26 protein-coding genes are annotated in these 24,513 nt (G+C 65.8%); 10 read left to right on the top strand and 16 right to left on the bottom strand.

Annotated elements, in window-relative coordinates; genetic code table 11:
• Nucleotides 1–150 precede the first annotated feature (150 nt).
• The 7 genes from SM753_RS00810 to SM753_RS00780 form a co-directional block, all read right to left on the bottom strand.
• Entirely contained in the window at nt 151–1,995 is a 1,845-nt protein-coding gene (locus SM753_RS00810; RefSeq protein WP_138797479.1) for an acetyl-CoA carboxylase biotin carboxylase subunit, read from the bottom strand.
• A gap of 281 nt (nt 1,996–2,276) precedes the next feature.
• Nucleotides 2,277–2,597 carry an acc operon protein gene (locus SM753_RS00805; RefSeq protein WP_323190179.1) on the bottom strand — a complete coding sequence of 107 codons (321 nt, stop codon included), beginning with the start codon at nt 2,595–2,597 and terminating at the stop codon, nt 2,277–2,279.
• Nucleotides 2,578–4,122 carry an acyl-CoA carboxylase subunit beta gene (locus tag SM753_RS00800; RefSeq protein ID WP_135534747.1) on the bottom strand — a complete coding sequence of 515 codons (1,545 nt, stop codon included), beginning with the start codon at nt 4,120–4,122 and terminating at the stop codon, nt 2,578–2,580. Before SM753_RS00800 ends, SM753_RS00805 begins: the two co-directional genes overlap by 20 nt.
• 99 nt (nt 4,123–4,221) lie before the next feature.
• Nucleotides 4,222–5,622, bottom strand: coding sequence for a sodium-dependent transporter (locus SM753_RS00795; RefSeq protein WP_135534180.1), 1,401 nt, complete (start codon nt 5,620–5,622; stop codon nt 4,222–4,224).
• Between the two features lie 122 nt (nt 5,623–5,744).
• A complete protein-coding gene (locus tag SM753_RS00790) occupies nt 5,745–7,076 on the bottom strand; it encodes a sodium-dependent transporter (protein WP_135534179.1) in 1,332 nt (443 codons plus the stop codon).
• 180 nt (nt 7,077–7,256) lie between these two features.
• Complete coding sequence (locus tag SM753_RS00785; protein ID WP_135534178.1) at nt 7,257–7,967, bottom strand: SDR family oxidoreductase; 711 nt, start codon at nt 7,965–7,967, stop codon at nt 7,257–7,259.
• A gap of 293 nt (nt 7,968–8,260) precedes the next feature.
• Nucleotides 8,261–8,512 carry a hypothetical protein gene (locus SM753_RS00780; RefSeq protein WP_323190178.1) on the bottom strand — a complete coding sequence of 84 codons (252 nt, stop codon included), beginning with the start codon at nt 8,510–8,512 and terminating at the stop codon, nt 8,261–8,263.
• A gap of 133 nt (nt 8,513–8,645) precedes the next feature.
• Between SM753_RS00780 and SM753_RS00775 the strand changes: the two genes are divergently transcribed.
• Entirely contained in the window at nt 8,646–9,317 is a 672-nt protein-coding gene (locus SM753_RS00775; RefSeq protein WP_323190177.1) for a glycerophosphodiester phosphodiesterase family protein, read from the top strand.
• Nucleotides 9,318–9,459: 142 nt separating this feature from the next.
• On the top strand, nt 9,460–11,094 hold the full coding sequence (locus SM753_RS00770) for a hypothetical protein (protein WP_323190176.1): 1,635 nt from the start codon (nt 9,460–9,462) through the stop codon (nt 11,092–11,094).
• 126 nt (nt 11,095–11,220) lie between these two features.
• Here SM753_RS00770 and yqeC read toward each other — a convergent pair whose 3' ends face one another.
• From yqeC to SM753_RS00750, 4 genes are all read right to left on the bottom strand, one after another.
• A complete protein-coding gene (yqeC, locus tag SM753_RS00765; RefSeq protein ID WP_323190175.1) occupies nt 11,221–11,949 on the bottom strand; it encodes a selenium cofactor biosynthesis protein YqeC in 729 nt (242 codons plus the stop codon).
• 110 nt (nt 11,950–12,059) lie between these two features.
• Nucleotides 12,060–13,091 carry an Mrp/NBP35 family ATP-binding protein gene (locus tag SM753_RS00760; protein WP_138797475.1) on the bottom strand — a complete coding sequence of 344 codons (1,032 nt, stop codon included), beginning with the start codon at nt 13,089–13,091 and terminating at the stop codon, nt 12,060–12,062.
• Between the two features lie 116 nt (nt 13,092–13,207).
• On the bottom strand, nt 13,208–13,429 hold the full coding sequence (locus tag SM753_RS00755; protein ID WP_323190174.1) for a TRAM domain-containing protein: 222 nt from the start codon (nt 13,427–13,429) through the stop codon (nt 13,208–13,210).
• Between the two features lie 192 nt (nt 13,430–13,621).
• Nucleotides 13,622–14,266 carry a molybdenum cofactor guanylyltransferase gene (locus tag SM753_RS00750; RefSeq protein WP_323190173.1) on the bottom strand — a complete coding sequence of 215 codons (645 nt, stop codon included), beginning with the start codon at nt 14,264–14,266 and terminating at the stop codon, nt 13,622–13,624.
• A 76-nt stretch (nt 14,267–14,342) separates the two neighbouring features.
• On the opposite strand from SM753_RS00750, the gene SM753_RS00745 reads away from it, so the two are divergent.
• Genes SM753_RS00745 through SM753_RS00725 form a run of 5 tightly spaced genes read left to right on the top strand, consistent with a single transcriptional unit; the run spans nt 14,343 to nt 17,982 of the window.
• Nucleotides 14,343–16,109 (top strand): aldehyde ferredoxin oxidoreductase C-terminal domain-containing protein, encoded by a 1,767-nt coding sequence (locus SM753_RS00745; protein ID WP_323190172.1) that lies wholly within the window; start codon nt 14,343–14,345, stop codon nt 16,107–16,109.
• Nucleotides 16,106–16,930, top strand: coding sequence for a hypothetical protein (locus SM753_RS00740; RefSeq protein WP_323190171.1), 825 nt, complete (start codon nt 16,106–16,108; stop codon nt 16,928–16,930). Before SM753_RS00745 ends, SM753_RS00740 begins: the two co-directional genes overlap by 4 nt.
• Before the next feature lie 58 nt (nt 16,931–16,988).
• Nucleotides 16,989–17,498 (top strand): hypothetical protein, encoded by a 510-nt coding sequence (locus SM753_RS00735; protein ID WP_323190170.1) that lies wholly within the window; start codon nt 16,989–16,991, stop codon nt 17,496–17,498.
• Nucleotides 17,495–17,638 (top strand): hypothetical protein, encoded by a 144-nt coding sequence (locus SM753_RS00730; protein WP_161972910.1) that lies wholly within the window; start codon nt 17,495–17,497, stop codon nt 17,636–17,638. The genes SM753_RS00735 and SM753_RS00730 overlap by 4 nt, the downstream gene beginning before the upstream one ends.
• Entirely contained in the window at nt 17,635–17,982 is a 348-nt protein-coding gene (locus SM753_RS00725; protein WP_138797470.1) for a hypothetical protein, read from the top strand. The genes SM753_RS00730 and SM753_RS00725 overlap by 4 nt, the downstream gene beginning before the upstream one ends.
• A gap of 101 nt (nt 17,983–18,083) precedes the next feature.
• On the opposite strand, the gene SM753_RS00720 is transcribed toward SM753_RS00725, so the two are convergent.
• Complete coding sequence (locus tag SM753_RS00720; RefSeq protein ID WP_323190169.1) at nt 18,084–19,316, bottom strand: hypothetical protein; 1,233 nt, start codon at nt 19,314–19,316, stop codon at nt 18,084–18,086.
• A 105-nt stretch (nt 19,317–19,421) separates the two neighbouring features.
• Here SM753_RS00720 and SM753_RS00715 point away from each other — a divergent pair, with 105 nt between their 5' ends.
• From SM753_RS00715 to SM753_RS00705, 3 genes are read left to right on the top strand one after another with little or no spacing between them, the layout of a single operon-like run.
• Nucleotides 19,422–19,559: a hypothetical protein gene (locus SM753_RS00715; protein WP_168192958.1), complete on the top strand. Its 138-nt coding sequence runs from the start codon at nt 19,422–19,424 to the stop codon at nt 19,557–19,559.
• Nucleotides 19,560–19,841 (top strand): hypothetical protein, encoded by a 282-nt coding sequence (locus SM753_RS00710; protein WP_237561281.1) that lies wholly within the window; start codon nt 19,560–19,562, stop codon nt 19,839–19,841. It abuts the gene before it with no gap.
• Complete coding sequence (locus SM753_RS00705) at nt 19,834–20,073, top strand: hypothetical protein (protein WP_323190168.1); 240 nt, start codon at nt 19,834–19,836, stop codon at nt 20,071–20,073. The genes SM753_RS00710 and SM753_RS00705 overlap by 8 nt, the downstream gene beginning before the upstream one ends.
• 42 nt (nt 20,074–20,115) lie before the next feature.
• Here the strand turns inward: SM753_RS00705 and SM753_RS00700 are convergent, their stop codons facing one another.
• From SM753_RS00700 to SM753_RS00685, 4 genes are all read right to left on the bottom strand, one after another.
• Nucleotides 20,116–20,451: a hypothetical protein gene (locus tag SM753_RS00700; protein ID WP_323190167.1), complete on the bottom strand. Its 336-nt coding sequence runs from the start codon at nt 20,449–20,451 to the stop codon at nt 20,116–20,118.
• 76 nt (nt 20,452–20,527) lie between these two features.
• Complete coding sequence (locus tag SM753_RS00695; protein ID WP_323190166.1) at nt 20,528–21,199, bottom strand: bacterio-opsin activator domain-containing protein; 672 nt, start codon at nt 21,197–21,199, stop codon at nt 20,528–20,530.
• Between the two features lie 335 nt (nt 21,200–21,534).
• Complete coding sequence (locus SM753_RS00690) at nt 21,535–22,161, bottom strand: molecular chaperone TorD family protein (protein ID WP_323190165.1); 627 nt, start codon at nt 22,159–22,161, stop codon at nt 21,535–21,537.
• Entirely contained in the window at nt 22,158–24,308 is a 2,151-nt protein-coding gene (locus tag SM753_RS00685; RefSeq protein ID WP_323190164.1) for a hydrogenase iron-sulfur subunit, read from the bottom strand. The genes SM753_RS00690 and SM753_RS00685 overlap by 4 nt, the downstream gene beginning before the upstream one ends.
• Nucleotides 24,309–24,513 lie beyond the last annotated feature (205 nt).

Genomic DNA, 24,513 nt, shown 5'->3' with positions numbered 1-24,513 from the left:
CGCCGATCTGAATCCGGTTTGTAGATTCGGATACTCTCGGACGAAGTTCTCGCGAGCAGGCCTGGTTGAGAATGCCGAGATCCCGCCGCGCTGACGGTTCCCGAAGGTGACGGCACAGTCGGGTGGGGGTCGGTCGCCGGGCGTTCTCTATCAGTCCATCACGACCAGCACGTCGCCCATGTCGACGCTCTCGCCTTCGCTGATGGCGACTTGCGTGACGGTGCCGCCCCGTTCGGCGACGACGTCGTTCTCCATCTTCATCGCTTCCAGCACGCAGATCACGTCGCCGGCAGCGACTTCGTCCCCTTCGGCGACGTTCACTTCGAGGATCGTGCCCTGCATCTCCGCGGCGACCTGTTCGCCCTCGCCCGTTATCTCGGTGCCGCCGGAGTCGCCGTCGCTCCCCCCGGCCGAATCGGGGCGTTCGGCGGTCGCGCCGCCAGCGCCTCCGCCGCCGGAGGCGGCGATGGGCGGCGCACCGCGCTCTTCGAGGTTGACCTCGAACCGCTTGCCGTTGACCTCGACGGTGAACTCGCGTTCGACGACCTCTTCGTCCTCGGCACCGGCACCGCTGATGTCCTCGGGGCCCCACTGATTCTGGGCGTCCTCGATCCGACTCTTGTCGATATGCTCGTCCAGATACTTCGTCGTGTGCGTCCCGTTCGTGAACCGCTCGTCAGTGAGCATCAGGCGGTGGAACGGGATGATCGTCACGACGCCGTCTATCTCGTACTCGCGGAGCGCCCGGAGGCTTCGTGCGATGCACTCGTCACGGTCCGACCCATGAACGATCAGTTTGGCGATCATCGAATCGTAGTCGGTGACGATCTCGTCGCCTTGGCGCAGGGCGTCGTCCATCCGGACGCCGATACCGCCCGGCGGGTCGTACGTCTCAAGTTCGCCGCCCTGGGCGGGCGCGAAGTCGTTCGCGGCGTTCTCGGCGTTGATGCGGAACTCGATCGCGTGGCCGTCGAAGGTGATGTCGTCCTGCGAGAAGCCGAGTTCCTGGCCCGCGGCGACCCGGATCTGCCACTTGACGATGTCGATGTTCGTTATCTCCTCGGTGACGGTGTGTTCGACCTGTATCCGCGTGTTCACTTCGAGGAAGTAGAAGTTCGCGTCCGGACCGAGCGGTTCGTCGGGGTGGCGCTCTTCCTCCTCGACGAGGAACTCGACGGTTCCGGCGTTCGTGTATCCCGCTTCGCTAACCCCGCGGCGGGCGGATTCGCCGATCTTCTCGCGGAGTTCGTCCGAGAGCGCGGGGCTCGGTCCCTCCTCGATGACTTTCTGGTGTCGTCGCTGGAGCGAGCAGTCGCGTTCGCCGAGGTGGCGGACGTTCCCCTCCTCGTCCGCGATGATCTGCACCTCGATGTGGCGCGGGTTCTCCAGATAGCGCTCCAGGTAGACGGAGTCGTTGGAGAAGTATGCCTCGCCCTCGCGTTTGGCGCTCTCCAGTTGGTCTTCGGCCTCGCTCTCGCTCTGAACGACTTTCATGCCGCGGCCGCCGCCGCCGCCTTCGGCCTTGATCGCGATGGGGTAGCCGTGTTCGTCGCCGAAGTCCGTGACTTCATCGACGCTCTCGACCGGGTCGGTGGTCCCCGGAACGATCGGGACGTCGGCCGCCTGCATCGCCTTTCTCGCCTCCGTCTTCTCGCCCATCCGCTCCATCGCTTCGCTCGACGGGCCGATCCAGGTGAACTCGCTCTCCTCGACGCGCGCCGCGAACTCGGCGTTCTCGGCCAGGAATCCGTAGCCGGGGTGAACGGCGTCGGCGTCGGCTTTCCGGGCGGCATCCAGGATCGCCTCCTGGTCCAGATACGATTCGCTCGCCTTCGCCGGCCCCACGTTGTACGCCTCGTCGGCGTAGCGGACGTGACCGCCGTTCTTGTCGGCGTCGCTGTAGATGGCGACTGTCCCGATGTTCAGTTCCTCGCACGCTCGCATTACTCGAACCGCGATCTCGCCGCGGTTCGCGACCAGAACCTTCCTGAACATTCCTACACGAAACCTCAATAGGCGGGTACCTTACTTTTTCGCAACTTCCCGTTCGCGGCGATGACGAATCAGATGGGCGGACGTGTCGCCCGCCCCATCACGCTGATCGCAGCGTCGACGAGCGCCGCCCGGGCTTGCGAAACAGCACGGATGCCGTGTCCTCCGAGCAGTCGAGAGCGCCACGGAGGCCCTCGACCCGGTGCTGAACGTGACGCTTCGCCCCGAAGAGGTTCGGTTGCGCGTTCGGCGTCGCGAGACGTAACGGCGACCGACGGCGCGGGTCAGAACCGGTCGGCCCGCGCCGCGGCCGTCCACTCGTCGGTCGGGGCCTCGGTCGGGACGCGGACGTTTCGGTCCTGCATCGCCTCGATACGTCCGGCGAACGTCCAGCGCTTGCCCTCCCAGGTCGGTTCGCTCTCGGCCGCGGCGGCGGCCGCACGCTCCTGGTCGTGCATGTGTGCGCCCACTGCCGCGACGATGGCCGCGGCCTCCTGTTCGGAGGCGTCGTCGGGGATGTCTATCGACACGTCCTCCGGGAGCAGGTCCGGTACCTCCCCGTTGGCCTCCTCCGCGGTCGCCGCCTCAGAGTGGGATGTTACCATGTTTCTTGTCGGGTTGGTCCTCGCGTTTCGATCTGAGCATCTCTAAGTCCTGGATGAGTCGCGGCCGCGTCTCGGTCGGTTCGATCACGTCGTCTAGGAACCCGCGGTCCGCCGCGGTGTACGGGTTGGCGAACTCCTCGCGGTACTCGTCGATGAGTTCCTGGCGGAGTGCCTCGGTGTCCTCTGCCTCCGCGAGTTCGTCGTCGTACAGCAGGTTCACGGCCCCCTGTGGCCCCATGACCGCGATCTCGGCCGTGGGCCAGGCGTAGTTGACGTCCGCGCCGAGGTTCTTCGATGCCATGACGCAGTACGCGCCGCCGTAGGCTTTCCGCGTGATGACGGTCAGAAGCGGCACCGTCGCCTCGCTGTAGGCGTACAGCAGTTTCGCGCCGTGGCGGATGATGCCGCGGTGCTCCTGGTCGGTGCCGGGCATGTAGCCCGGAACGTCGACGAACGTGACGATGGGGACGTTGAACGAGTCGCAAAAGCGCACGAACCGCGAGGCCTTCATCGAGGAGTTGACGGTGAGCGTGCCGGCGTTGACCCGGGGCTGGTTGGCGACGACGCCGACGGAGCGGCCGTCTAGCCGGCCGAAGCCGACGACGATGTTCTTCGCGAAGTTCGCGTTCACCTCGAAGAACGACCCCTCGTCGACGACCGAGTCGACGACGTTCGTCATGTCGTACGGCTTCTGCGGGCTGTCGGGGACGATGTCTTTCAGGTCATCGTCGCGGCGTTCGGGGTCGTCCCACGGTTCGACCCGGGGAGGGTCTTCGACGTTGTTCTGCGGGAGATACGACAACAGCTGACGGATCCGGTCGAGCGCGTCCTCGTCGTCCTCGCAGGCGAACTGGGCGATCCCGGTCTCGGACGAGTGGGTCATCGCACCCCCGAGTTCCTCGTGGGTCACGTCTTCGCCGGTGACCGTCTTCGTGACGCCCGGCCCGGTGATGTACATGTGGCTCGTGTCTTTTACCATGAAGACGAAGTCGGTGATCGACGGGGAGTAGACTGCACCTCCCGCACACGGGCCCATGATGCCGGATATCTGGGGGATCACGCCGCTGGCTTTCTGGTTGCGGTGGAAGATGTCCGTGAACCCGCCGAGGCTGGCGACGCCCTCCTGGATGCGTGCGCCGGCCGAATCGTTCAGACCGACGATAGGCGCGCCCACCTCCATAGCCATGTCCATGACTTTACATATCTTCTCGGCGAACACCTCACCAAGCGACCCGCCGAAGACGGTGAAGTCGTGCGCGAAAACGAACGTCTTCCGGCCGTTGACCTCCCCGTAGCCCGTCACAACGCCGTCGGTGAGGATCTGCTTTTCCTCCATCCCGAAGTTGTGCGAGCGATGGGTTCGGAACTGGTCGAACTCGTTGAACGTCCCGTCGTCGAGGAAGTACTCGATCCGTTCGCGGGCCGTCATCTTGCCCTTCTCGTGCTGGGACTCGATCCGGGCCTCGCCGCCGCCTTCTCGAGCCTCCTCCTGGAGTTCGCTAAGTTCCTCGATGCGGTCCTCCATCGTCATGGTCGGAACCACCCGTGTCTCATCGTTGACCGATCCCACTACCAGAAGATGGAAAAGGTTTCCTGTAAGGCGGAGGTCGCGTCCGGCGTTCGACTACAGCACCGACCGGGACCGGCGGAGACCGACGAACGCGGCGACCGCCGCTGTGACAGACAGCGCGGCGACCGCGGCCGACGGTAACGAAACGTTCGCTACCCCGAGAACTCCCGTCGTTACGGTGAAAGTGAGGCCAAGCGGAAGGACGACGCCGACGACGTACAGCCACGGTAACGCGAGTACCCGGCCGAGCGACCCCGCGCCGTTACGGAACTCCTCTGTCGCGTCCGTCCCCAGCACCCAGCCGGTGAACAGCAGGAAACAGAGCAGACCGAGAGAGAGCAGCAGGTCGACCAGTGTCGACGCGACGAAGTCGAACACCGCCGGTCGGAGCGCGTTCACCGCCCCGAAGACGAGAAAGAGGCCGGCGAGTCCGGCCGTGGCCCGCCGCCGTTCCACGTCGTACTCGTCGACCAGGAAGGCGACGGGGAGTTCGAGCATGCTGATCGAACTCGACAGGGCCGCGAGCGTCATCACGCCGAAAAAGACCACGCCGACGAGGCGACCGGCGGGGAGCGTCGAGAACGCGCCCGCGAGGCTGACAAACAGCGCGCCCGGCCCGCTCTCACCGACCGGCAGGTCCTGTGCGAACAGCAACGGGAACACGACGAGTCCAGCGACGACGCCGATGAGCGTGTTGAACACGGCGATGGTCGCGCCGTCCGCTGCCAGCGACCGGTCCTCGCCGAGGTAGGAGGCGTAGGTGATCATCGTTCCGGCACCGACCGAGAGGGTAAAAAGCGCCTGTCCCGTGGCGGCTCCGAGTACGTCGAAGAAGTTCTCGCGCAGGTACGCCGCGTCGAACGACAGGAAGAAACTGAGGCCGTCCCCCGCGCCAGAAAGCGTCGTTCCCCAGGCGGCGAGTCCCACGAGCAACACGACTATCGCGGGCATCATCACCTTCGTCGCGGCTTCGATCCCCCGCCGGACGCCGCCGAAGACGATGGCCGCCGTAGCCGCCAGGAAGACGGCCTGAAAGGCGACTGCCTCGGGGCCGAAGGCGATCGAATCGAAGTACGCCCCCGGCGCGTCGAAATACGCGCCGGTCGCGCTTCCGACGAGATACCGGAGTATCCACCCGCCGACGACGCTGTAGAACGAGAGGAGAAACACCGTCGTAACGACCGGGATCAGACCGACGACGCCCCACCGGTCCGACTCGGAGAGCGACGAGAGCGCGCCGACCGGGTTCCGTCGCGCCCTGCGTCCGATGACGAACTCCGCGAGGAGTCCGGGGACGCCCACGATCAGTACCAGTGCGAGGTACAGCATCAGGAAGGCGCTGCCGCCGTTCTGGGCCGTCATCCAGGGGAACCGCCAGACGTTCCCGAGGCCCACTGCGCTTCCCGCAGCGGCGAGGATGAAACCGGTTCGCGTCGTCCAGGATTCACGCGTCACTGGGGAACAGTCTCACGAGAGCGCAAAAGAGGGTTGCGAACCGAGAACAGGTAGCCGAAAATCGATATCACATCACCGCAGATCCCGCCCGGAGACGGTCGAAAAGCGGCGGCCGAGGCGACTCAGACCGGCGGCAGTATTCCGGGGTCTTCGGCGAGTCCCTGCACGCCGAGAATCAGCGTCGCCAGCACGGCGACGAGCACGACGACGCGCACCGTCCACAGCCAGACTGGGCCGAGCGTGGGGATGCCGTTCGTCCCCTTGCGGAGTTCGTCGAGCGCCTCGTCGGCGAGCACCCAGCCGACGAAGACGAGGATCAACAGGACCGAAAGCGGCAGAAGCGCCCCGTACGCGACAGCGTCGAACCACGTGAACATCGCGATGTCGAGCGCCGACGGAACGCCGAGGAGAAACAGCACGAGACCGAGTCCGACCGCCGTCGACGGCCGCGAGATGTCGTAGTTGTCCACGACGTAGGCGGTGACGACTTCGAGCAGACTGATGGCCGACGAGAGCGCGGCGATGAGCACGACGCCGAAGAAGATGACGCCGAGTGCCCGGCCGGCCGGCAGCTCAGAGAACGCCTGTGCGATGCTGATGAACACCGCGCCGGCACCCCCTTCGCCCGGTTCGACGCCCTGTGCGAACAGCAGGGGGAAGACGACCAGCCCCGCCAGCACGCCGACGAACGTGTTGAGCACGACGATCGAGATGCCGTCCTGTCCGAGGTTGTCGTCCGCGCCGAGATACGAGGAGTAGGTGATCATCGCGCCCATCCCGAGCGACAGCGAGAAGAACGCCTGACTCACGGCGAACGGAACGATATCGGTCCAGTTGGAACGCAGGTCGCCGAAATCCGGCGAGAGGAAGAACTGGTACCCCTCGCCGCCGCCGGACAGCGTCGTCGCCCAGACGGCCAGACCGACGAGCAACAGGATGATGCTCGGCACCATCACCTTCGTCGCCTTCTCGATGCCGTCCTCGATGCCGAACGCGACGATACCGACGGTAATTGCCATGAAGACGGCGTGGAAGCCAACGGTCGCGAGTCCCGCGTTGATAGTGGTGAAGTATCCGGCGGGGTCGCCGAAGTACGCGCCGGTCACGCTCCCGACCATGTAGCGGATCACCCATCCGCCGACGACGGAGTAGTACGATAGGATCCAGAACCCGGTTATCAAGCCGAATATCCCGACGAAACGCCACTCTCGGCGTCCCAGGCCTCGGAACGCGCTCACGACGTTCAGGTTCGACCGCCGGCCGATGACGAACTCCGCGAGCATCGCCGGGAGACCGATCGCGACTGCGGCGAGCAGGTACACGACCAGAAACGCTGCCCCACCGAACGTCGCCGTCTTGAAGGGGAACTGCCAGATGTTACCCAACCCGACGGCGCTGCCGACCGCCGCAAGGATGAATCCGATCCGGGTACCCCAGACTTCTCTTTCTGGCATATCTATGCGTGAAACCACCGTTGCCACCAAAGTATCTGGCCCTTCATTCCAACATTGTTAAGTAATGTCACAGGATAACGCGATGAGAGATACGTCTACCCCTCGCCGTCATTTTCTACGAGGACATAGATCGCATTCACCGTGATCCTCTACGGAAAATAGACGCCTCTCCCGCGAGAATCACGCCTCGCCGTACACGGGCACCGCCGCCCCGCTCGTCACGCTCGCGCACTCACTACAGAGGAACACAACGACGTCAGCGATGTCTGCCGGGTCGACCCACTCGTCGTGGTCCGCGTCGGGCATCATCTCGCGGTTCATCGGCGTGTCGATGACGCTGGGCATGATTGCGTTGGCCCGGAGGTCGCCCTCGTTTTCCTCCGCGAGGGTCTCTGTGAGTAGGCGGATTCCGGCCTTGGAAATGCGGTACGGACCGTCGCCCTCGCCGCCCTCCAGCGAGGAGCGGGCGCTGACGCTGACAATAGCGCCGTCCGCCTCGCGGAGATGCGGGACGAGATGCTTCGAAGTGAGAAACGCCGACTTCAGATTCACGTCCATCAGGAACTCGAACTCCGCGATATCGGTCTCTTCGATGGGCGTTCCGCCGCGCCAGGTGCCGGCGATGTTCGCCAGATGGTCGACGCGGCCGTGGTCGTCGACCACGGCGTCGACGGTTTCGGCGACGTCGCCCTCGTCGGTCAGGTCCGCCTCGTAGAAGTGGGTGTCTTCGTCGAGGTCCAGCAGTGACCCGTCCTCGTGGGGTGCGACGATGTCGACGGCGCACACCGTCGCACCGGCGGCGCGAAACCGGTCGACGATAGCGCTTCCGAGCGCGCCGCTCGCGCCGGTGACGACCGCCACGCTCCCGTCGAAGTCGAAACTCACAGACATATCGTGTTCGACGGCGGCGACGGAAATAAAACGGGAGGATCAGGGACCGTCGAGCGTCCCGAACGCGCTGACTCCGAACACGTGGCCGCCCTCGTCGACCCGCATCCGTCCCGTTACCCGTGTTTCGCGGTGGCGAACTGCTCGCACTGCCATTGCGACCGACGCGACGCTGATACTGTCGGCTGTAACTTCGTAAAGATACTCGGACCCCGTGGGTCCGATATTCTCCAAGGGATTACAGCCGACAGTATGAGACGCCCGGATGCCCCGTCAAGTGGGGGTAACCGTCTCGGTCACTCCTCCGACGGTTCGTCGTAGAGACCCATCTCCTCCGCGACGAGGTCGGCGAGATGGTCCGCGAGGGCCGGGTCGACTTCGGCGGCCTCCTCGCCGTCGTGTATCTGCTCGTTGTGTTTTTCGATGACGTCGGCGACGTCCGAAAGCGGGACTCGACTCTCCGTTTCGCACACGGTACAGACTATCGGGACCTCTGGTGCGGACTCGTCAGCGTCACGGGGCATTGTGATCGTTTGGAACTGCCACATCTACGGGCAAAATAGTTGGTTCGTCCTGACGGGACAGGACGTGCACATCCTCGGCGACCGGACCTGACCGAACGGGAGCAGTTCCGGTGTCGAGAGGCCCACGATACTTTGTCCGGGAACGCGAACGGGCGGTATGGACCTCATCGCTCATCGCGGCTTCGCCGCCGAAGCGCCCGAGAACACGCTCGCGGCGGTGCGTCGCGCGGCCGACCGGGCGGACATGATCGAGGCGGATGTCCGCCGGTGCGGGTCCGGCGAACTGGTGGTCGTCCACGACGCGACCGTCGACCGCGTGACGGACGGGAGCGGTGCCGTCAGCGATCTGACGCTGGCTCAACTCCGCGGGTTCGACGTGCTTCGGTCCGGCGAGACTATCCCGACGCTCCATGCCGTCCTGGAGACGGTCCCGGACGACACCGCGGTGAATATCGAACTGAAGGAAGGCGGTCTGGCGGCCGACGCCCTCGCCGCCGCGACCGCCGCCGACAACGACCTGCTCGTCTCCGCGTTCTCGCCGGCCGTCCTGCGAGAGGTAGCGAACGTCGACCCGAGCGTGTCGACCGCGTTCGTCTGCACGCACGAGTACGACCGTCCGGTGCGGACGGCAACGGACCTCGGCTGTGACGCGCTTCATCCGTCGTCTCTCCTCTGCCTGACGACCCGCACCGTTCGACGGGCCCACGAGTCCGACCTCGCGGTGAACGCTTGGACAGTCACGCGACGACCGGTAGCGCGCCTGTTAGAGACGTGCGGTGTGGACGGAGCTATCGCGGACATCTCGGATATCGGCTGTTCGCGTCGGTGAGCGGATGCCGCCCGTGATCCCGTCCCGGAACGCTCGGCTTTCCGCCGCCCGAGTTCGGCGGCGTCGATGGAAAATACAATATCTCTATTGGAAAGTATAAATGCCAGCCAGACGTACGGACTCACCACTGACCACAGTGCCTATGGTCGAATTTCGCATCCACCACAGCGCGCGAGTCGCACGGACCGAACTGACGCGCCATCAGCGCGAACTCGACGGGCGGTGGTTCGGGCGACGCGTCCGTTCCGGCTTGCTTCTCTGTGTCGGCGTTTTGCTCGGTGCGTTCGCTTACCGACTCGGACGTGACCTCGCTACGGGACAGACGGCACCGCCCGCCGGTCTGTGGACCGCCGTCACTGCGCTGTTTGTCTGGATGGTGTGGCGGAGTTCTTCGTTGACGCATGCGCGATTCGAGCGTCTGAACGCCGACTTGCTTCTGACTACTGTTCCAGCCCGAACGGTCACGTCGGGCCTCCTCCTCTTCGGGTACGCCCGGCTGATCACCGTGCTCGCCCTGCCGTCGCTGGGCATTGCGGTCGGGACCGCGCTCGGTCTCCAGTCGCCGATGGTCGCTCTCACGGTCGTCGCCGCAGTCGCGAGTTTGACGGCGCTCGCCGTCGCGGTCGGCACCGCGGGGAGACTCGCCGCGCATCTCGTCGGACTGCGGATCGTTCGGCTTGGGTTCTACAAGGACCTGTTCACCGTCTTTGGCTGGACGATACTGCTAGTCGTCTTTATCATCTTTCAGGACACGTTGGCGACGGTCGTCCCGGCGATAGCGGTGAGCGAACTCCGGCCGGCGGCGTGGGTAATCGACCTCGCACTTTCGGGTACGAGCCACCAAGCAGGTGTCGCAGTGCGTCGCGGTCTGAGTGCGCTCGGAGTCGTTCTCCTCTCGGTCCCGCTTCTCGCGGGCGTGACGACCGTTCTGGCCCGCCGTATCTGGGAGGCCGACCCCGCAAGTTCGGCGGAGGGCCGCGGTTCGCACTCACTCGTCGACGACTGGTGGCTGGAACGGTTCCTCGGAGAGCGCGTTTCACGGCCCGTCCGCACCGTTGCCAGAGGGCGATTGCTCGTGGAGCGACGGGTCCCACGGGGGGTTCTGACCACGGGATACGTCCTCGTCTTCGCCTCCCTGGTCCTGTTTCCGGCGGTCGCTATCGTCGGCGGGGCAAACACTATGCTGCTGCTTGTCGCGTTCTCCCTCGGACTCGCGGGTGGCGTCGCTTTCGGTACGGATCCGATCGGAGTCAAGTACCGCGTCCTGCCCGCGCTGTTAACGACGGTCGGAGGGCGGCAGTTCGTCGACGGACTCGTTCTGGCGGCGCTCGTCGCCGGCGTTCCGGTCGTTACGGTCGTCGTCCTTCCGCTCGGAGTAGTTGGCCCCGTCGGCGTCGTAGAGGCCGTCCTGATGGTCCTCGTCGGCGTTGCCGTCTGTGCGTGTTCCGCGGCGGTCTGTGTCGCCGTCGGAATGGGTGTCGACCGCACTGAGTACGTCCCCATCCCCTTTTTCTTCACTGACGTACCGGTGTACGCGGAGATAGGATCGGCACCGTTTCTCAGGCTCGGGGGGATCTTCGTGGTCGTGTTGCTCGCCGCACTTCCGGGGTTTTTGGGGAACATTCCGCCAGTGTATGGGGGTGCGTCAGCCCTCGGGGTCCCGGCCGTCGCCGTCCGGATCGGATCGCTCTGTCTCACCGTACTCGTCGCGGTCGGTCTCGCTGTGATCGCACGCCGGATAGCCGTCCGGCGATACCGTGAGTATCGGATCCGGTGACCTCCGGGACTACGACGGGGACGAGCGGGCCGCAGGAGGGAACGCGGGGGGACCGATACCGCGCCGTCCGACAGCAGTTTCGTCGGCAGCGGGCGGACTCCCAGTGGTTGCGGCCGCGAACGCTGACTACTCCTCGACGGCGACGAGCGGGTCGGGGTCGGCCATCCGTGCGAGCACGACCTTCGGCACGTCGCTCCGGGCGAGTACCTCCGCCGCGATGTCACCCGCGACCGCCGCCAGTTCCTCGTCGTCGACCTTGTTTATCACCGGTATCGCCGTCGCTCCGTCAGGAACGCCCCGCATCCCGCCGTCGTCGCTGGCGAGCACTGCCGCGACGTCGACGGGCCGGATCTCGTCGCCCTCGTCGCGACCGGTGATCGCCGCGACGCGTTCGGGTCGGTGGACGTACTCGCTCGTCAGGGGCTTTCCGACCGCGTGGGCGCTCGCGACGGGAACGACCGTATCCGCCGACGGCGGGACCTGCGGTTCCCGGTCGTTCGGAGCCTTGAACTCCCTCGTCCGCGCGCCGTCGGCCTTGACGAGAACGGCGTCAGCGGCGTCCGCCGCCGCGATAGCCGTGATTGTCTCGGGATCGTAGCCTGGGTACCGGTCCTCGCGCTTTCGCTCGGGGACGAGTCCGAGCGGCCAGCGGTCGGCCGTTCGGACCGCATCGGCCGGGTCGTCGGTCACGACGACCTCCGCGACGTGTCGGTCGAAGATGGGGATCCGGACCGTCGCCGTCACGACGGCGCGGTCGATCCGGTCAGCGAGCGCGTACAGCGTCGTCTTCTTCCCGCCTGCGCCGACGAGACAGGTCGTCCCGCCTGCCGCGTCGAGAGCGTCGACGATGTCCATGCTCTATCTCGCGGAACGGAAACGGAAAACTCCGGGGCCTCGGGAAAACGGTTCGGTCGGGGTCGGCAGTCCCCCGCGTTACAGCGGTCGCGAGGCGAAAGCCAACCCGTTTACTGCGTGCGCCGCTTGACGATCCCGACGTTGTTCGCGACTCGTTCGGTCATGTCGCGGAACGCCTGCCCCGTCTCGCTGTCCTCGTCGAGGACGACGGGTTCGCCCTCGTCGCCACCGGTCCGAACCTCGGGGTCGAGCGGGACGGAGCCGAGAAACGGCATCTGGTGTTCTTCGGCGAAGCGCTCGCCGCCGCCCTCGCCGAAGATGGGGTGGTCGCTGCCGCAGTCGGGACATTTGAACGTCGCCATGTTCTCGGCGATGCCGAGGACGGGCGTGTCGTGCTTGCCGAACATCTCCAGCCCTTTGCGGGCGTCGTCCAGCGCGACCTCCTGGGGCGTCGTGACGATGACCGACCCCGCGATGGGGACGCTCTGGAGCAGGGTCAACTGCGTGTCACCGGTGCCCGGCGGCAGGTCGACGACCATGTAGTCGAGGTGTCCCCAGTCGACGTCCTCCCAGAGCTGGGTGAGGATCTTGTGGACCATCGGGCCGCGCCAGATGACGGGGTCGTCCTCGCCGACGAGAAAGGCCATGCTCATCAGCTTCATCCCGAACTGCTCGGGCGGGATGATAGTCTCGTCGGCGGTGGCTTGCGGAACCTCCTCGGCGTCGACCATCCGCGGGACGTTCGGCCCGTACACGTCCGCGTCGAACAGGCCGACCCGCGCGCCCATCTGCGAGAGGCCGGCGGCGAGGTTGACCGCGACGGTGCTCTTGCCGACGCCGCCTTTCCCGCTGGCGACGGCGATGATGTTCTCTACGTCGGGAAGCACTTGCTCCTCTGGCGAGAGCCCCGAGTCGACCTCGGCCGAGAGGTCCGTTTCGAGGCCGGCATCGCCGAGCACCTCGCGCACGCGCTCCGCGATCCGCGTCTCGTTGGGCGAGTACGGCGCGCCGAGCGCCAGCGAGACGTGCGCCGTCTCGTCCTCGACGGTCACGTCGTTGACGAGGTTCAGGGAGACGATGTCGTCGCCGAGGTCCGGGTCCTCCACCTCGCGCAGCAAGTCGAGCACGTCGTCTGCGTTCATGCCCGGTGATAGGCGCGGAAACGCCGATAAGGGTTGCGAACCGTTCACTTGCGTCGCGGCCGACAGTTCCCGGGTTCTCCGTCATGTTCGCGCGGCCGATTGGGCTTTTCCGTCGACTAGCTCACGTCCGACTCCGATTTGACGGCCGCACCGCGGGCGAAGTCCTCCTGCACCTCGTCGATACGGACCGTCACCCGCTCGCCGAGGGTAGCGTCGGGGACGAGAACGACGAAGTCCTGAACCGTGGCGACGCCGTCGCCTTCCTCCCCGGTGTCCGCTATTTCCACGGTGTACTCCTCTCCTTCTTCCACTGGTACGGGCGTATCGTCCGTGCTCATCGCTTGCCGTACCACGTTCGCGCCAATCAAGGTACGTCCCGGTTAGTTACCAGCCGGCGGGAGCGCCCGGCGGCCGTTCAACCGCGGTCAGGGGAAACGCTGCTCGGGGTCCGTCTCCGGAGTTGTAGTAACAACTGAAACGATTCACACACCGATCGCACGACCGTCGTGCGATCGGGTGTGCAATGACTGTCAGTGGCCACTGTAGTTCGAGTCGCTCTCGCCGTCCGCAAACCGCTCGGCCGCCGCCTCGAACTCCTCGCGGGTGTTCAGATTCTCGAACGTCTCGGTCGACCCGACCGACTCTATCTCGGTTCCCTCCACGACGACGTAGTTCAGGTCGAACAGCGGTTCGAGTATCTTGTGCTTTCCCGCCGCGAGCGCGTCGTCGCACGCGTCGGCCATCGCTTCCGCGCGGTAGACGGCCTGCGTGGTCTGGTACCACTGGTCGTCGAGTTGCACCACGGCGGCGTCGTAGTCCGCCGCGCGGTCGAACAGGTACGACGCGATGTCCGGGTCGACGAAGGGCATATCGCAGGCGACGACGAAGGCGTACTCGGTGTCGACGGCGCGCAGGCCGTTCCGGATACCCGCCATCGGCCCCTGGTTGGGATCCGGGTCGACGGCGAAGGAGACGTCGTGATCGTAGCCTCGCATCGCCTCGCGGATCGGTTCGACCTGGTCCTCGCGGCAGTTGACGACCAGCGACTCGACGACGCCCGCGATCCGGTCGGCGACCCGGCGGATCATCGGCCTTCCGTCCAGCTCCGCGACGGCCTTGTCTTCTTCGCCGAATCTGGTCGACCGTCCGCCGGCGATTATCACTCCGGTCGGCATCTCTCCCGTCCTTTCTCGCGAAGTGCGTTATCGATTACGATAATCCTTATGCGCAGCGTCAACGTACCGGACGTAGATGGAGTACGACCTACCCGACCGCCTCTTGCGGGTGGATCTCACCGCGGCTACCGTGAGTAGCGAACGGGTGCCGGCGGAGTGGCGTCGCCGATACGTCGGCGGGAAAGGACTCGGGGCCCGCTACCTCTACGAGGAACTCGCCCCCGGAACCGACCCGCTCGGTCCGGCGAACGCGCTCCTGTTCATGCAGGGCCCGCTCTCGGCGGTGTTGCCGGGCGAACCGCGCTATGCGGCGGTCACGAAATCGCCGCTGACCGGCACGTTTCTGGACTCGTACAGCGGCGGCGGCTTCGCCGAACGGCTCTCGGGTGCCCTTGAGGACCATCTCGGACTGCTCGTCACCGGGCGGGCCGACGACCCCGTCAGGGTCGAAGTGGCGGACGGCGATGCGACGGTCGCCCGGAGCGACCAGTGGGGCGAAGACGCGGTCGAGACGTGTACCGCTCGTCCGGACGCCGCGGTGGCCTGCGTCGGCCCCGCGGGCGAACAGGAAGTCCAGTACGCGACCATCGCTTCGGACGACGCCGACCACCACGCGGGCAGGGGCGGCGCGGGTGCAGTCATGGGGTCGAAGCGCCTGAAAGCCGTCGTCGCCCGGGGCGACCCGCCCGAGGGGTTCGGCGACCTGCGCGAGCGATACACCGACGACTACCTGAACGCGGATGTCGGCCGGTGGCAGCGCGCCAGCGGCACCGTCGAATCGGTCGAGTTCGCCGACGAGGTCGGCGTCCTCTCTACGCGCGGGTGGCAAGAGAGCGAGTTCGAGAGCGCGGACGCGGTCGGGGTCGCGGCCGTCCGCGAGGCTTCGAGCGGGCGCGAACGCGAGGACGACGACGTGCCCGGCGGCTTCCGCGTCGAGACGGAGTCCGGCGAGTACGTCCCGCGCGGCGGGACCGCGATGTCGCTCGGCGCGGGACTCGGCGTCGGCGAGTTCGACGCCGTCGCCGCGCTCGGTGAAACCTGTGACCGCTTGGGCGTCGACGTCATCAGCGCCGGCAGCGCGGTAGCGTGGGCGGTCCGCGCCAGCGAGGAGGGCGTCCTCGACCGCGACCTCTCGTTCGGGGACGAGGACGGTGCCCGCGTGCTGATAGAGGAAATAGCGTCGCGGTCGACGCCGCTCGGCGACGCGCTCGCTGACGGCGTCGCGGCGGCCGCAGAGCGGTTCGGCGGTGAGGGACTCGTCCCGACCGTGAAAGCGATGGAACTTCCGGGATACGACCCCCGCGGGTCCAGAGCGATGGCGCTCGCGTACGCCACCAGCGACCGCGGCGCGTGCCACCGGCGCGCCCGCCCCGTCGAGGAGGAGGTGTTCGGTGACTGGTCCGACGCCGACCGCGTCCGCGCCGTCGTCGCTGAACAGGACCGCCGGTCGCTCGTCTGGAGCCTCGTGGGGGACGACTTCGCCGGCGAGGTGCTCGACGACCTCGCCGCGGAGTGGTTCCGGGCCGCGGGCGAGAGCCGGACGCCGGACGAACTGCGGACCGCCGGCGAGCGGATCTGGACTCTGGTCCGCCTGTTCAACGTGCGAGAGGGGTTCGACCGCTCGGACGACGAACTCCCGGAGGTACTGACGCGCCCAGTCGACGACTCGGACGGTATCGACCCGGACGAGTTCGACCGACTCCTCACGCGGTATTACGCGGCCCGCGACTGGGGGTTCGACGGGCGTCCCACACGAGCGCTGTGCGAACGGTTGGATCTCACAGACGCGGTCGACGACGACACGCCCCTCGCGGACGGTCCTGCCGGGGCACCAGAACTATGACAGAACGCATCGACCTCGACGACATCGACGCCGACGACGGGACCGAAGACGGCGAACCGAACCCGGGCGACTGGATCTGGCGGGACGACGGTGACGACGACGCCCCCGTCTCGACGCAGCCCGCCGAGGACGCGCCGGTCGGGCCGTCGTCCTCGGGCGACTCTTCCGTAGACGCTGCCGGCAGCGACTCGACGGACGACCAACCGATATCCGAAGCGGGTGGTGACGGCGTGCCGTCGCCGAGGATCCGAGACGTCGCGGACGGTTCCGACCGCGATGCCGGTCAGGCCTCTGACGCCAGCGGCGAGGCGCGCGTCCCGCACGTCCCGCGGGAGAACCGGGGCGATCCAGTCGGGATCCCGAAGCGGTCCGGCGGAGCGGGTGCCGGGAGCGAGGGCAAGTCTGACGCGACCGCCGCGGCACCGCCGGACGCGGAGGCGAGCGGCCCCCACGGCGGCGGCGTCGACGACATGGTGACTGCGCTGACCTACGAGGCCGCGAAGCGCCTGGCGAACCCCGCCGCGGCCGTCGCCGACGCGAAGGTCTGGTCCGACTGGATCGGTATCGTCGGCGACGTGCCATCCCACGTCATCGGCACCTTCCAGCGCAACCACGGCGTCGACGCCGACTTCTTCAACGGCACGGGAACGGGCCCGGGCGAACGTCTGGCGGAGATCGACGTGCACTCGATGTTCTACTCGGAGCGCATGGTCGTCGTCGGCGTCGAAGGCGAGGACGAGTACATCGCCGAGCGGGCAGACTGGGAGTTCGTCCCCGTGGCAGACGCGGCGTCGAAGGCGAACTGGGAACTGACGGAGTAACGTCGCCGTTCGGAGAGGTTGGTGAATCGTTTTCACAGTCGGCGTGGATCGCTACCGCATGGTGAAGCGATACGCTCTCAGACAGCACCCGGTGCTTCTGGCGGCCGTGGTGCTACTTGGTGCGTGGCTGCTCCTCTCCGCGATGAACGTGTTCGTCTCGATGGGTCAGACCGGGCCGTTCGAGGGGTACGTCGGACACACACCGGCCAGCGGATGGGCCGGCCTGGCGGTGATAGTGGCGCTGCTCGGATTCCTCGTCGTCCTGTACTCGGAACTGGGCGAGCCTGGTCCGCTCCCCGAGTCGTTCCCGCCGGAGACGGCGCGCGGCGGGGCCGGACAGAGGAGGGTGCACCGTCACACCGACCGGTCCGAGCGGATGGCCTCCGCCCGAACTGACCACGTCGAACCGAAGACGTACTACAAGTGTACCCAGTGCGGAACGGTGTCCGCGTCCGACGAAGCCGTCGCTGAACCGCACGCGCGATACTGCGAAGTCTGCGACGCGGAGACTGAGTGGGTGCCTGCGGAGGAAAGCGGTCCCGCCGACGAAGGAGGGTCAAGGACGTGACGTACTACGAGTGCGCCGAGTGCGGGACGATGGCGTCGTTGCTGGGTGAGAGCGAGCAGGTGCGACCCTGCCCGGTCTGCGACAAGGTGACCCGCTGGGAGGAGTCCTTCGTCGACGAGGACGCGGGGGTGTCGTTTTGACGCTGGCGTTCGAACCCGGCGACCGCTTTCTGGAGGCCGTCGATGACTGGAGCGACCAGCGGATGATGGACCACGAGCAGGCTATCGAGACCAAGGCTGAACAGGCGTTGCTGGAGATCGAACATCTGGTCCGCGACGTCGAGGACCCGGACGACATCGCCTTCGGGGTCGAGGGGACAGAGATCAGACACGACCCGAGTGAGGAACTCGCCGAATTTCTCGACGCCCAGGCCGAAGAGAGCGGCCTCCCGCCGGAGCGCGTCCTGAAGCTCCACGTGGACCTGTTCGCCCGCGTCTTCCTCGACGACGACCAGAAGCGGCCGCCGGGTGCGCCGCCGACGTAGCGTCGCCCGCTCAGCCGGAGTTACGCTGTCGGAGCGAGGCGGATGGAGACCCTCGACGCACTGCGATGTCGAATATCGTCGCGAAGGTCTGCCCGCCAGAGTTAGAACATCGGCAGCGCTCGGTACTCGCGGGTCGGGACGTAGAAGTTCGCCCGCGACTCGACGGTGATGAACTCCAGGATGCCGTTGTTCTGCCGGTCGCGCACTTCGGTGCTGTCGTCGCGGACGTACCAGCCGTTCATCGCCTTTCGCGTCTTCTCGAAGTCGTCGAGCGACGCCTGGAATGAGAGGAAGTGGACGCCCGCCCGGTTGCCGTCGACGGTGTTGAAGTCCCGCCGAAGGACGATCGGTTCGCCGTCCTCGCGGACCCGAGCCACTTTCTCGTGGTGGCCGACGACGTCGTGTTCGCTCGCGTGGTCTGAGACGGCGTCGCTGAACGGGACGGTGTCGGTGAACTCGTCTACGTCCTCGTCGGAGAACTCCGGGGAGAACATCCGCGCGACGCGCTCGTTCCGGTCGAACCCCTCGAACCAGCGAGTGAGCGACTGGCTCAGGTGGCTCAGATGCATCGTCGTCCCCCCCTCGAACGACCCGGAGTCGATGGTGACGCGGTCCTCGCTGGCCTGCGTGCCGCGCATTCCCGAGCGAAAGCCCATGAACATCCGGTCGGAGTCGGACAGCGGCGGGTCCTCAGGGAGCCCTTCGGCGTCCGTGTGCTCGACCGGCAACCCCTCGCCGATGAACCCGGTGCGTCGACCGCTGGTCGAGAACACGTCGCCGAGGCGGTCGTCGACCGAAACGTCGCCGAGAGAGTCCTTCGGACCGAACAGAGCGTTCTCCGCGGCGTCGAGGTGCGACGGAACGTCGCTCGACAGGGCGAGCGCGGCGTCGAAGTCGAGGAGGTCCGGGTCGTCCGTACGCGAGAGTACCTCGGGCCGGCGAACCGGTGTCGCATCCAGTGCACCCACTCGCTCGAAGTAGTTCGGCCCCCAGGCGAGCAGGTGAAAGAGCCCGTCGGATCCCCACTCGTACGCGCCTTCGAGAGTTCGCATCGCGCGCTCTATCGTGCGGCCCGTTTCTTTCGACGGCGACGCGCTCAGGTCGAGCAACAGGACCCGGTGATGCCGGGGCAACAGCGGATTGCCGTGGCGGTCGCGCCGGACGAACGACGACTGCGCGTGCTGACGGTTCGGCAGTCCGTCGGCGTGCGGGTTCGGGTCTAATCCGAGGTCGGTCTCCGACCGCGCCGGCCGTAGGAACTGCGAACACCCCGCCAGGCCGACGGCTCCGGCGATACCCGCGATCCGTTCGAGGAGTGTGCGTCGACTTGCCATGCTATCGCTTGACAAGAGTACTGGATCTCGGCGTATAAGCCCGTCGTGTATCACGTTTTCCGAGAGTAGCAAGCGTTTATGCGAATTCACTGCTTGCAACTACGCATGTTACACGCTAGCAGTGGACTTTCATCGGCCGAACTCCCGCTGCCGGCCGACGACGCCGTGACGGTACTGCTCGTGGGATCAGTCGTTCTGGGCATCATCGCGTACGATGCCTACAGGTACCACTGGGGGGCGTAGATGTCCGAGCGCACCGTTGCTCGCGGCGAGCGTCTCGACGGCACGCGGGTCGTCAGGGTCCTCGGATACGCCGTGTACGTGCTCGCGACGCTTCTTGCCCTATCGCTGTTGACCGTCGGCACCATCGCCATCATCGCGGAACTGAAAGGGACCTGGCACTGGGCGATCCACCTCCAGTCGACTGTCAGTTACGTCGGACTGTTCATCTCGTACCTGTTGACCGCCCTCGTCCCGCTTTTCGGCCTCTTGCTCGTCTCGCGGTGGTGGGTCGACGATGCGTAGCCTGACGCGAGTCTGCCGGGTGGGAACCGTTCTCTCGGCAACGGCGCTGTTGCTGGTAGTCGCCCTCGTCGGTCTCGTCGCGTTCGTCGCGGAGATGCACGCGACGTGGACCTGGTACTTCCGCATGGAACGGACCATCTCGGCGGCGACGCCCGTCGCGATGTGGCTGCTCGGTTCGTCGCTCGTATTTCTGTTCGGCACCGTGGCGACGGCGAGAGACGAGAACGGATAGATATCCACCTCTTATCCGCCAGAAATCAGTCGTTCGACGGCGCTACCGACCTTCGACGAGGTCCGTGAACCGCTCCAGGCGCTCGTCGTCGGCGAGTCGCACCATATCGCCCTCTTGGTCGTACCGTGCTATTCCCGCACTGTCCAGTTTCGGAAGATGATTGTGGTACAGCGAGAGGTAGATCCGCTTTACGTCGTCCGCGGGGATCTCGGTGATCGGTGACCCGTTCTCCCGGACGGCGATTTCGTCAGCGAGGTCGGCCAGTGCCATCGGTTCCTCGTACTCCCGCAAACAACGGATCGCGTACCGGCGGCGGGTGTGAGAGAGACACTCGAAGACCGCGTCTACGTCTCCGTGTGATTGATAGACGTTCGTCATATCACTGGGTAATTCCTCGTAACCCAAGGGGACTAGGGTTGTATATACGTCCCATTTACCGGTCCGAAAGCGCCCTCTACTCTGGATTGTCTTCCGACGGGTAGTTGATAGTTAACGTACTCGAAATCAGGTTCCGGTGGCCGGTGTGAAACCGCTTCGACAACGCCTGCTGCGAGATATCCATCCGGTTCGCGAGTTCGCTCATCGTCACCTGTTGAGGCACCTCGTAGTACCCCTCTTCGAGCGCAGTCACCAGCGTCTCGCGCTGTTTCGTCGTCAGGTCGTACTGGGCGCTCGCCATCGGCTGTTCCTGTTCCTTGAGTTCGTTGAGTTCGAAGGTGATGTCGTTCTCGTCGCAGTACTCCTGGAAATCCGAGAGCCGACTGCGGTCGTCGAAACGTATCCGCAGTTCCCAGGTTTCGTCTCTCGCGACGGCCTGCAGGATCGTCGCACCGATCTCGACGTACGCGTAGACGATCGTCTCGACGTTTTCCGTCCACTCCGCGCGGTAGAGCCTCCCGTCGTCGATCTCGTCGATTTTGGCGACGTTCTTCACCGACTCGTCCTCCCGGAACGCGTCTTCGAACTCCGATTGTTCGAGGCCGCTGACCCAGAAGTACGGCATGACTTTGTCCTGCATCGTCGCGACGACGCGCTCTATCTCGACTATCATCTCCGGTGCCGCCGTCAGGGTGTGATGGAGCGCAAAGTCGTCTGAAGGAACGGTGAACTCCGCGATGACACTCATATCCACGGGGTTCGGTATCGAGTAGAATAAGGGCCGTGGAAGAACGGGATTTGTGCTCTCTTTCGATACCGGCGTCGATAACTGTTGTCTGACCGCCGGTCCGCACTTCGAAACGGCTGTCCAGTCAGGAAACCCACTCCAGGTCCGGAGCCGTTTGGTACGGACTGTTGTAAGTCCGTTCCGGAGGGCACCGACACGGGGACGACGCATACCGGTTCACAGTTACAACAGTCCGTATGAGCGACTCCCGTTTCGTCTCGCGGCCGGCAGTCTGGGGCGTGTCCTCCGCGCCGCCGCGGGTCGGAAGTGGTGCTCCGCAGACTGCGCCGCTGTCGCTACGGTGCCATCTGTGCGGTGAGTTCGTCCTCGAAGGCGACGACGCCCTCGGCGATGTCCGCCGCGGCGAGGTAGAGGTCCGACTCCGTCTCCTCGCGCACGTCAGCGGCGAACTCGTCTATCCACTCCAGTAGATGTTCGTCGAGGAAAACCCGTTCGTAGCCGAACGCCTCGGCCTCGCCGCGGCGCTGGCGTCGGATCAGGTGTCTGAGAAAGGCGAGTTCGACCGCGACGAAATCGTTCTCCTCGGGGTAGTCCTCCGGCGGTTCCCACCCGACGGCGTGATAGCTCTCCTCGACTTCGGCGAGTCCCTCCCCGATGTACTCCGTGTCGTCGCGGTAGTACGTCTCGTGGGGGGTGATGACGGGTCTGAGACCGACGAACAGGCGCGTGTACTCGGTTGTCAAGTCGTCCTCCACGTCGCGTATCGGTCGGTCCTCGTTGTCCTCGACGAACCGCTCGAGCGCGGCGAACCCCTCGTCCAGCGACGGGTGGACCTCGTCGTCGGGAACCGTCACCCCCGAGAACAGGTCAGTCAGGAACGCCTCGTTCGGCGCGTCGCCGAGCGAGTCGACGGCGAAGTCGAACAGTTCGAGTCGTGCCTCGTAGACGGCGTCGGTGTTCATGTATCGAAGTGGAGTCTGGCACGGCAGTCGTTACAGTACTCGAACACGCTGTGTTCCGAGTCCGGCGCGATACCCTCGACTCGCTCGCCGACCGCCGCCTTCACCTTCTCGGCCGAGCCGACGCTCGTGAACTCGCGACCGCAGCGGCGACAGGACAGCATCTCACCGTCGTACACCGTGATCCACGCCGGATCGTTCGATTCGGCGTCCGCGTCTGTGACGGCCTCCCGATTCTCGGGCAACAGCGACAGGTCCAGTCCGTCGCGCATCGTGATGGCTCCCTCCGGACAGCCGTCCTCGCAGAGCCCGCAGTTCACGCAGCGTTCGTGGTCGAACTGCAGGTCGCTCCCCTCTCTGCGGATCGCGTCTGTCGGACACATGTTCGTACACGTAGGCGTCAGCGCGCAGTCGTCGGAGACCTCCATCCAGCCGAAATCCGATAGCCCTCGGATCACGTCGCGGTCAGGATCGGTGTGGTCGACTATCGCCCGGACGCTCTCCAGCGCCCACCCGTGGTTGTCGAACGGCGGCGTCTCTCGTCCGTCGTCTACGTCGCCGGTCGCGACGTGTTCGCCCGCGGGAACCGGGGAGTCGTCGAGCCCGTTTACGAACGCGGAGAGGGCGTCGACGAACCCGTCTGGGTCGTGGGGGTCGGGCGCGAAGAAGTCGACGCGTTCGCCCAGCCCGAGGTCGCGACACGCTGCGTTGACGCTGTCGACCAGTGTCGCCTTCGGATCGGGGCCGGAGTGGAGACAGGATCCGCCGCATCCGACGACGGCAACCCCGTCGGCCCCGCTCGCGAGCGCGTGGAGCGCGTGGGCCTCGCCGACCGTGTCCGTACAGTCGACCCGGACCGGCAACACCGGCGGATACGAGAGGTCCCGTCCCGCCGCCGAAAGGCGGCCGTACTCCCGAACGGCGTCGTCGGCGCGTTCCGAGCAGACGAACGCGACGACCTGCTCGTCGATGGGGTCGTCGCCGCCGAACAGACCGCCGGATTCGCGGGGCCGGACGAGCGCCTCGACTTCGCGGGCGATCCGTTCGTTCGAGGGGTCCCGCAACCGGACCGCGCCGGTGGGACAGGAGCTGGTGCAGGCCCCGCAGTCCTGGCAGGCGACGGGGTCGAACTCGACCTCGTCGATGCGGGGTCGTTCGACCGCACCGTGCGGACAGGCCTCTACGCACTCGTTGCATCCGCGCTTGCTCGACGCCCCGGACGCGCAGACGTCCATGTCGATGTCCAGATGCTGCGGTTTTTCTAGGCCGCCGAGTAGCCGTTCGACCGCCGCGACGGTCCCGGCGTCGACGGGACCAGTATAAAACCCGATACGCCCGCCGCGGTCGGCGGACGTCGCGGCGGGGTAGATCACCTGGTCCGCTTCGATAGCGCGTTCGACGCCGTCCATCTCGATGGCGTTCGTCGGACAGCACTCTGTCCATTCTCCGTCGGGGGCGTCGGGTGCGATATCGACGGGAACGCGTGCGACCATGCCGTCCGGCCCTTCGCGGACGCAGTCCATACAGGAGATGCAGTCTTCGGTGACTCGGGATTCGACGGTCACCTCGAACTCGCCGTACTCGCCGTCGACGCGGGTGACCCGGCCTCGTTCGACCGTCACGTCGTCTAAGTTTGCGTCGACTCCCGCGTACTCGCCGCCGTTTGCGATCAGCGTCACCTCCGCGTCCCCGGTCGACCCCGTATCCCCCGCCAGTGCGCTGGCGGTTTCCGCGTCGCCGACGACGACCACGTCGTTTCCGGCGTCGCGAGAGACCGAACGGGACACCGGTTCCTCCCGCAGGCCGGCGTGACGAGCGGTCAGCATTCGCGCCGTCTTCTCCGTCGCCGCGTCTCTCCCGTGTACCCATCCGGCGCTCTCGCGGTGGTCGACGAAGTCGACCGCTTCGGGGTGGAGATCATGCTCGTCAGCGAGGCCGCGTAACCGGCGCTTGCATCCGTCGTCGACCGCGGTGACGAGCAACTGGTCCAGGTCGTGTTCGTCTATCACCTGTGACATCGCGGGCAGGCCGTCATCGCAGAGATGGCTCGAACTCGCGACTACGTCGACGCCTTCGACACTGTCCCGCGCTTCCTCCGGGTCTACGGCGCACCCGTCCCCGCAGGTGCAGACGAAAGCCCCCGTGTTCATGTGCCACAGTGATACTACTTCTCAGGGCAAGTATGTTACGAATGGTCAAAAACCAGAACTCAATAGATCGAACGGGCAGAATTTGAAAAATGAGAATGGTAAGGGAGAAGTGGTATAAATTAATATTATTTTATATAAACTCGGGGAAAGCGTACATAAATAAGGTCAAACACGTATTCTCTCGACAAAATGGGTGAAGACTCTT

Source organism: Halostella sp. PRR32 (assembly GCF_034808085.1).
In the GTDB taxonomy this organism is placed as follows: Archaea; Halobacteriota; Halobacteria; order Halobacteriales; family Natronoarchaeaceae; genus Halostella; species Halostella pelagica.
This window is presented reverse-complemented; position numbering and strand designations above follow the sequence as displayed.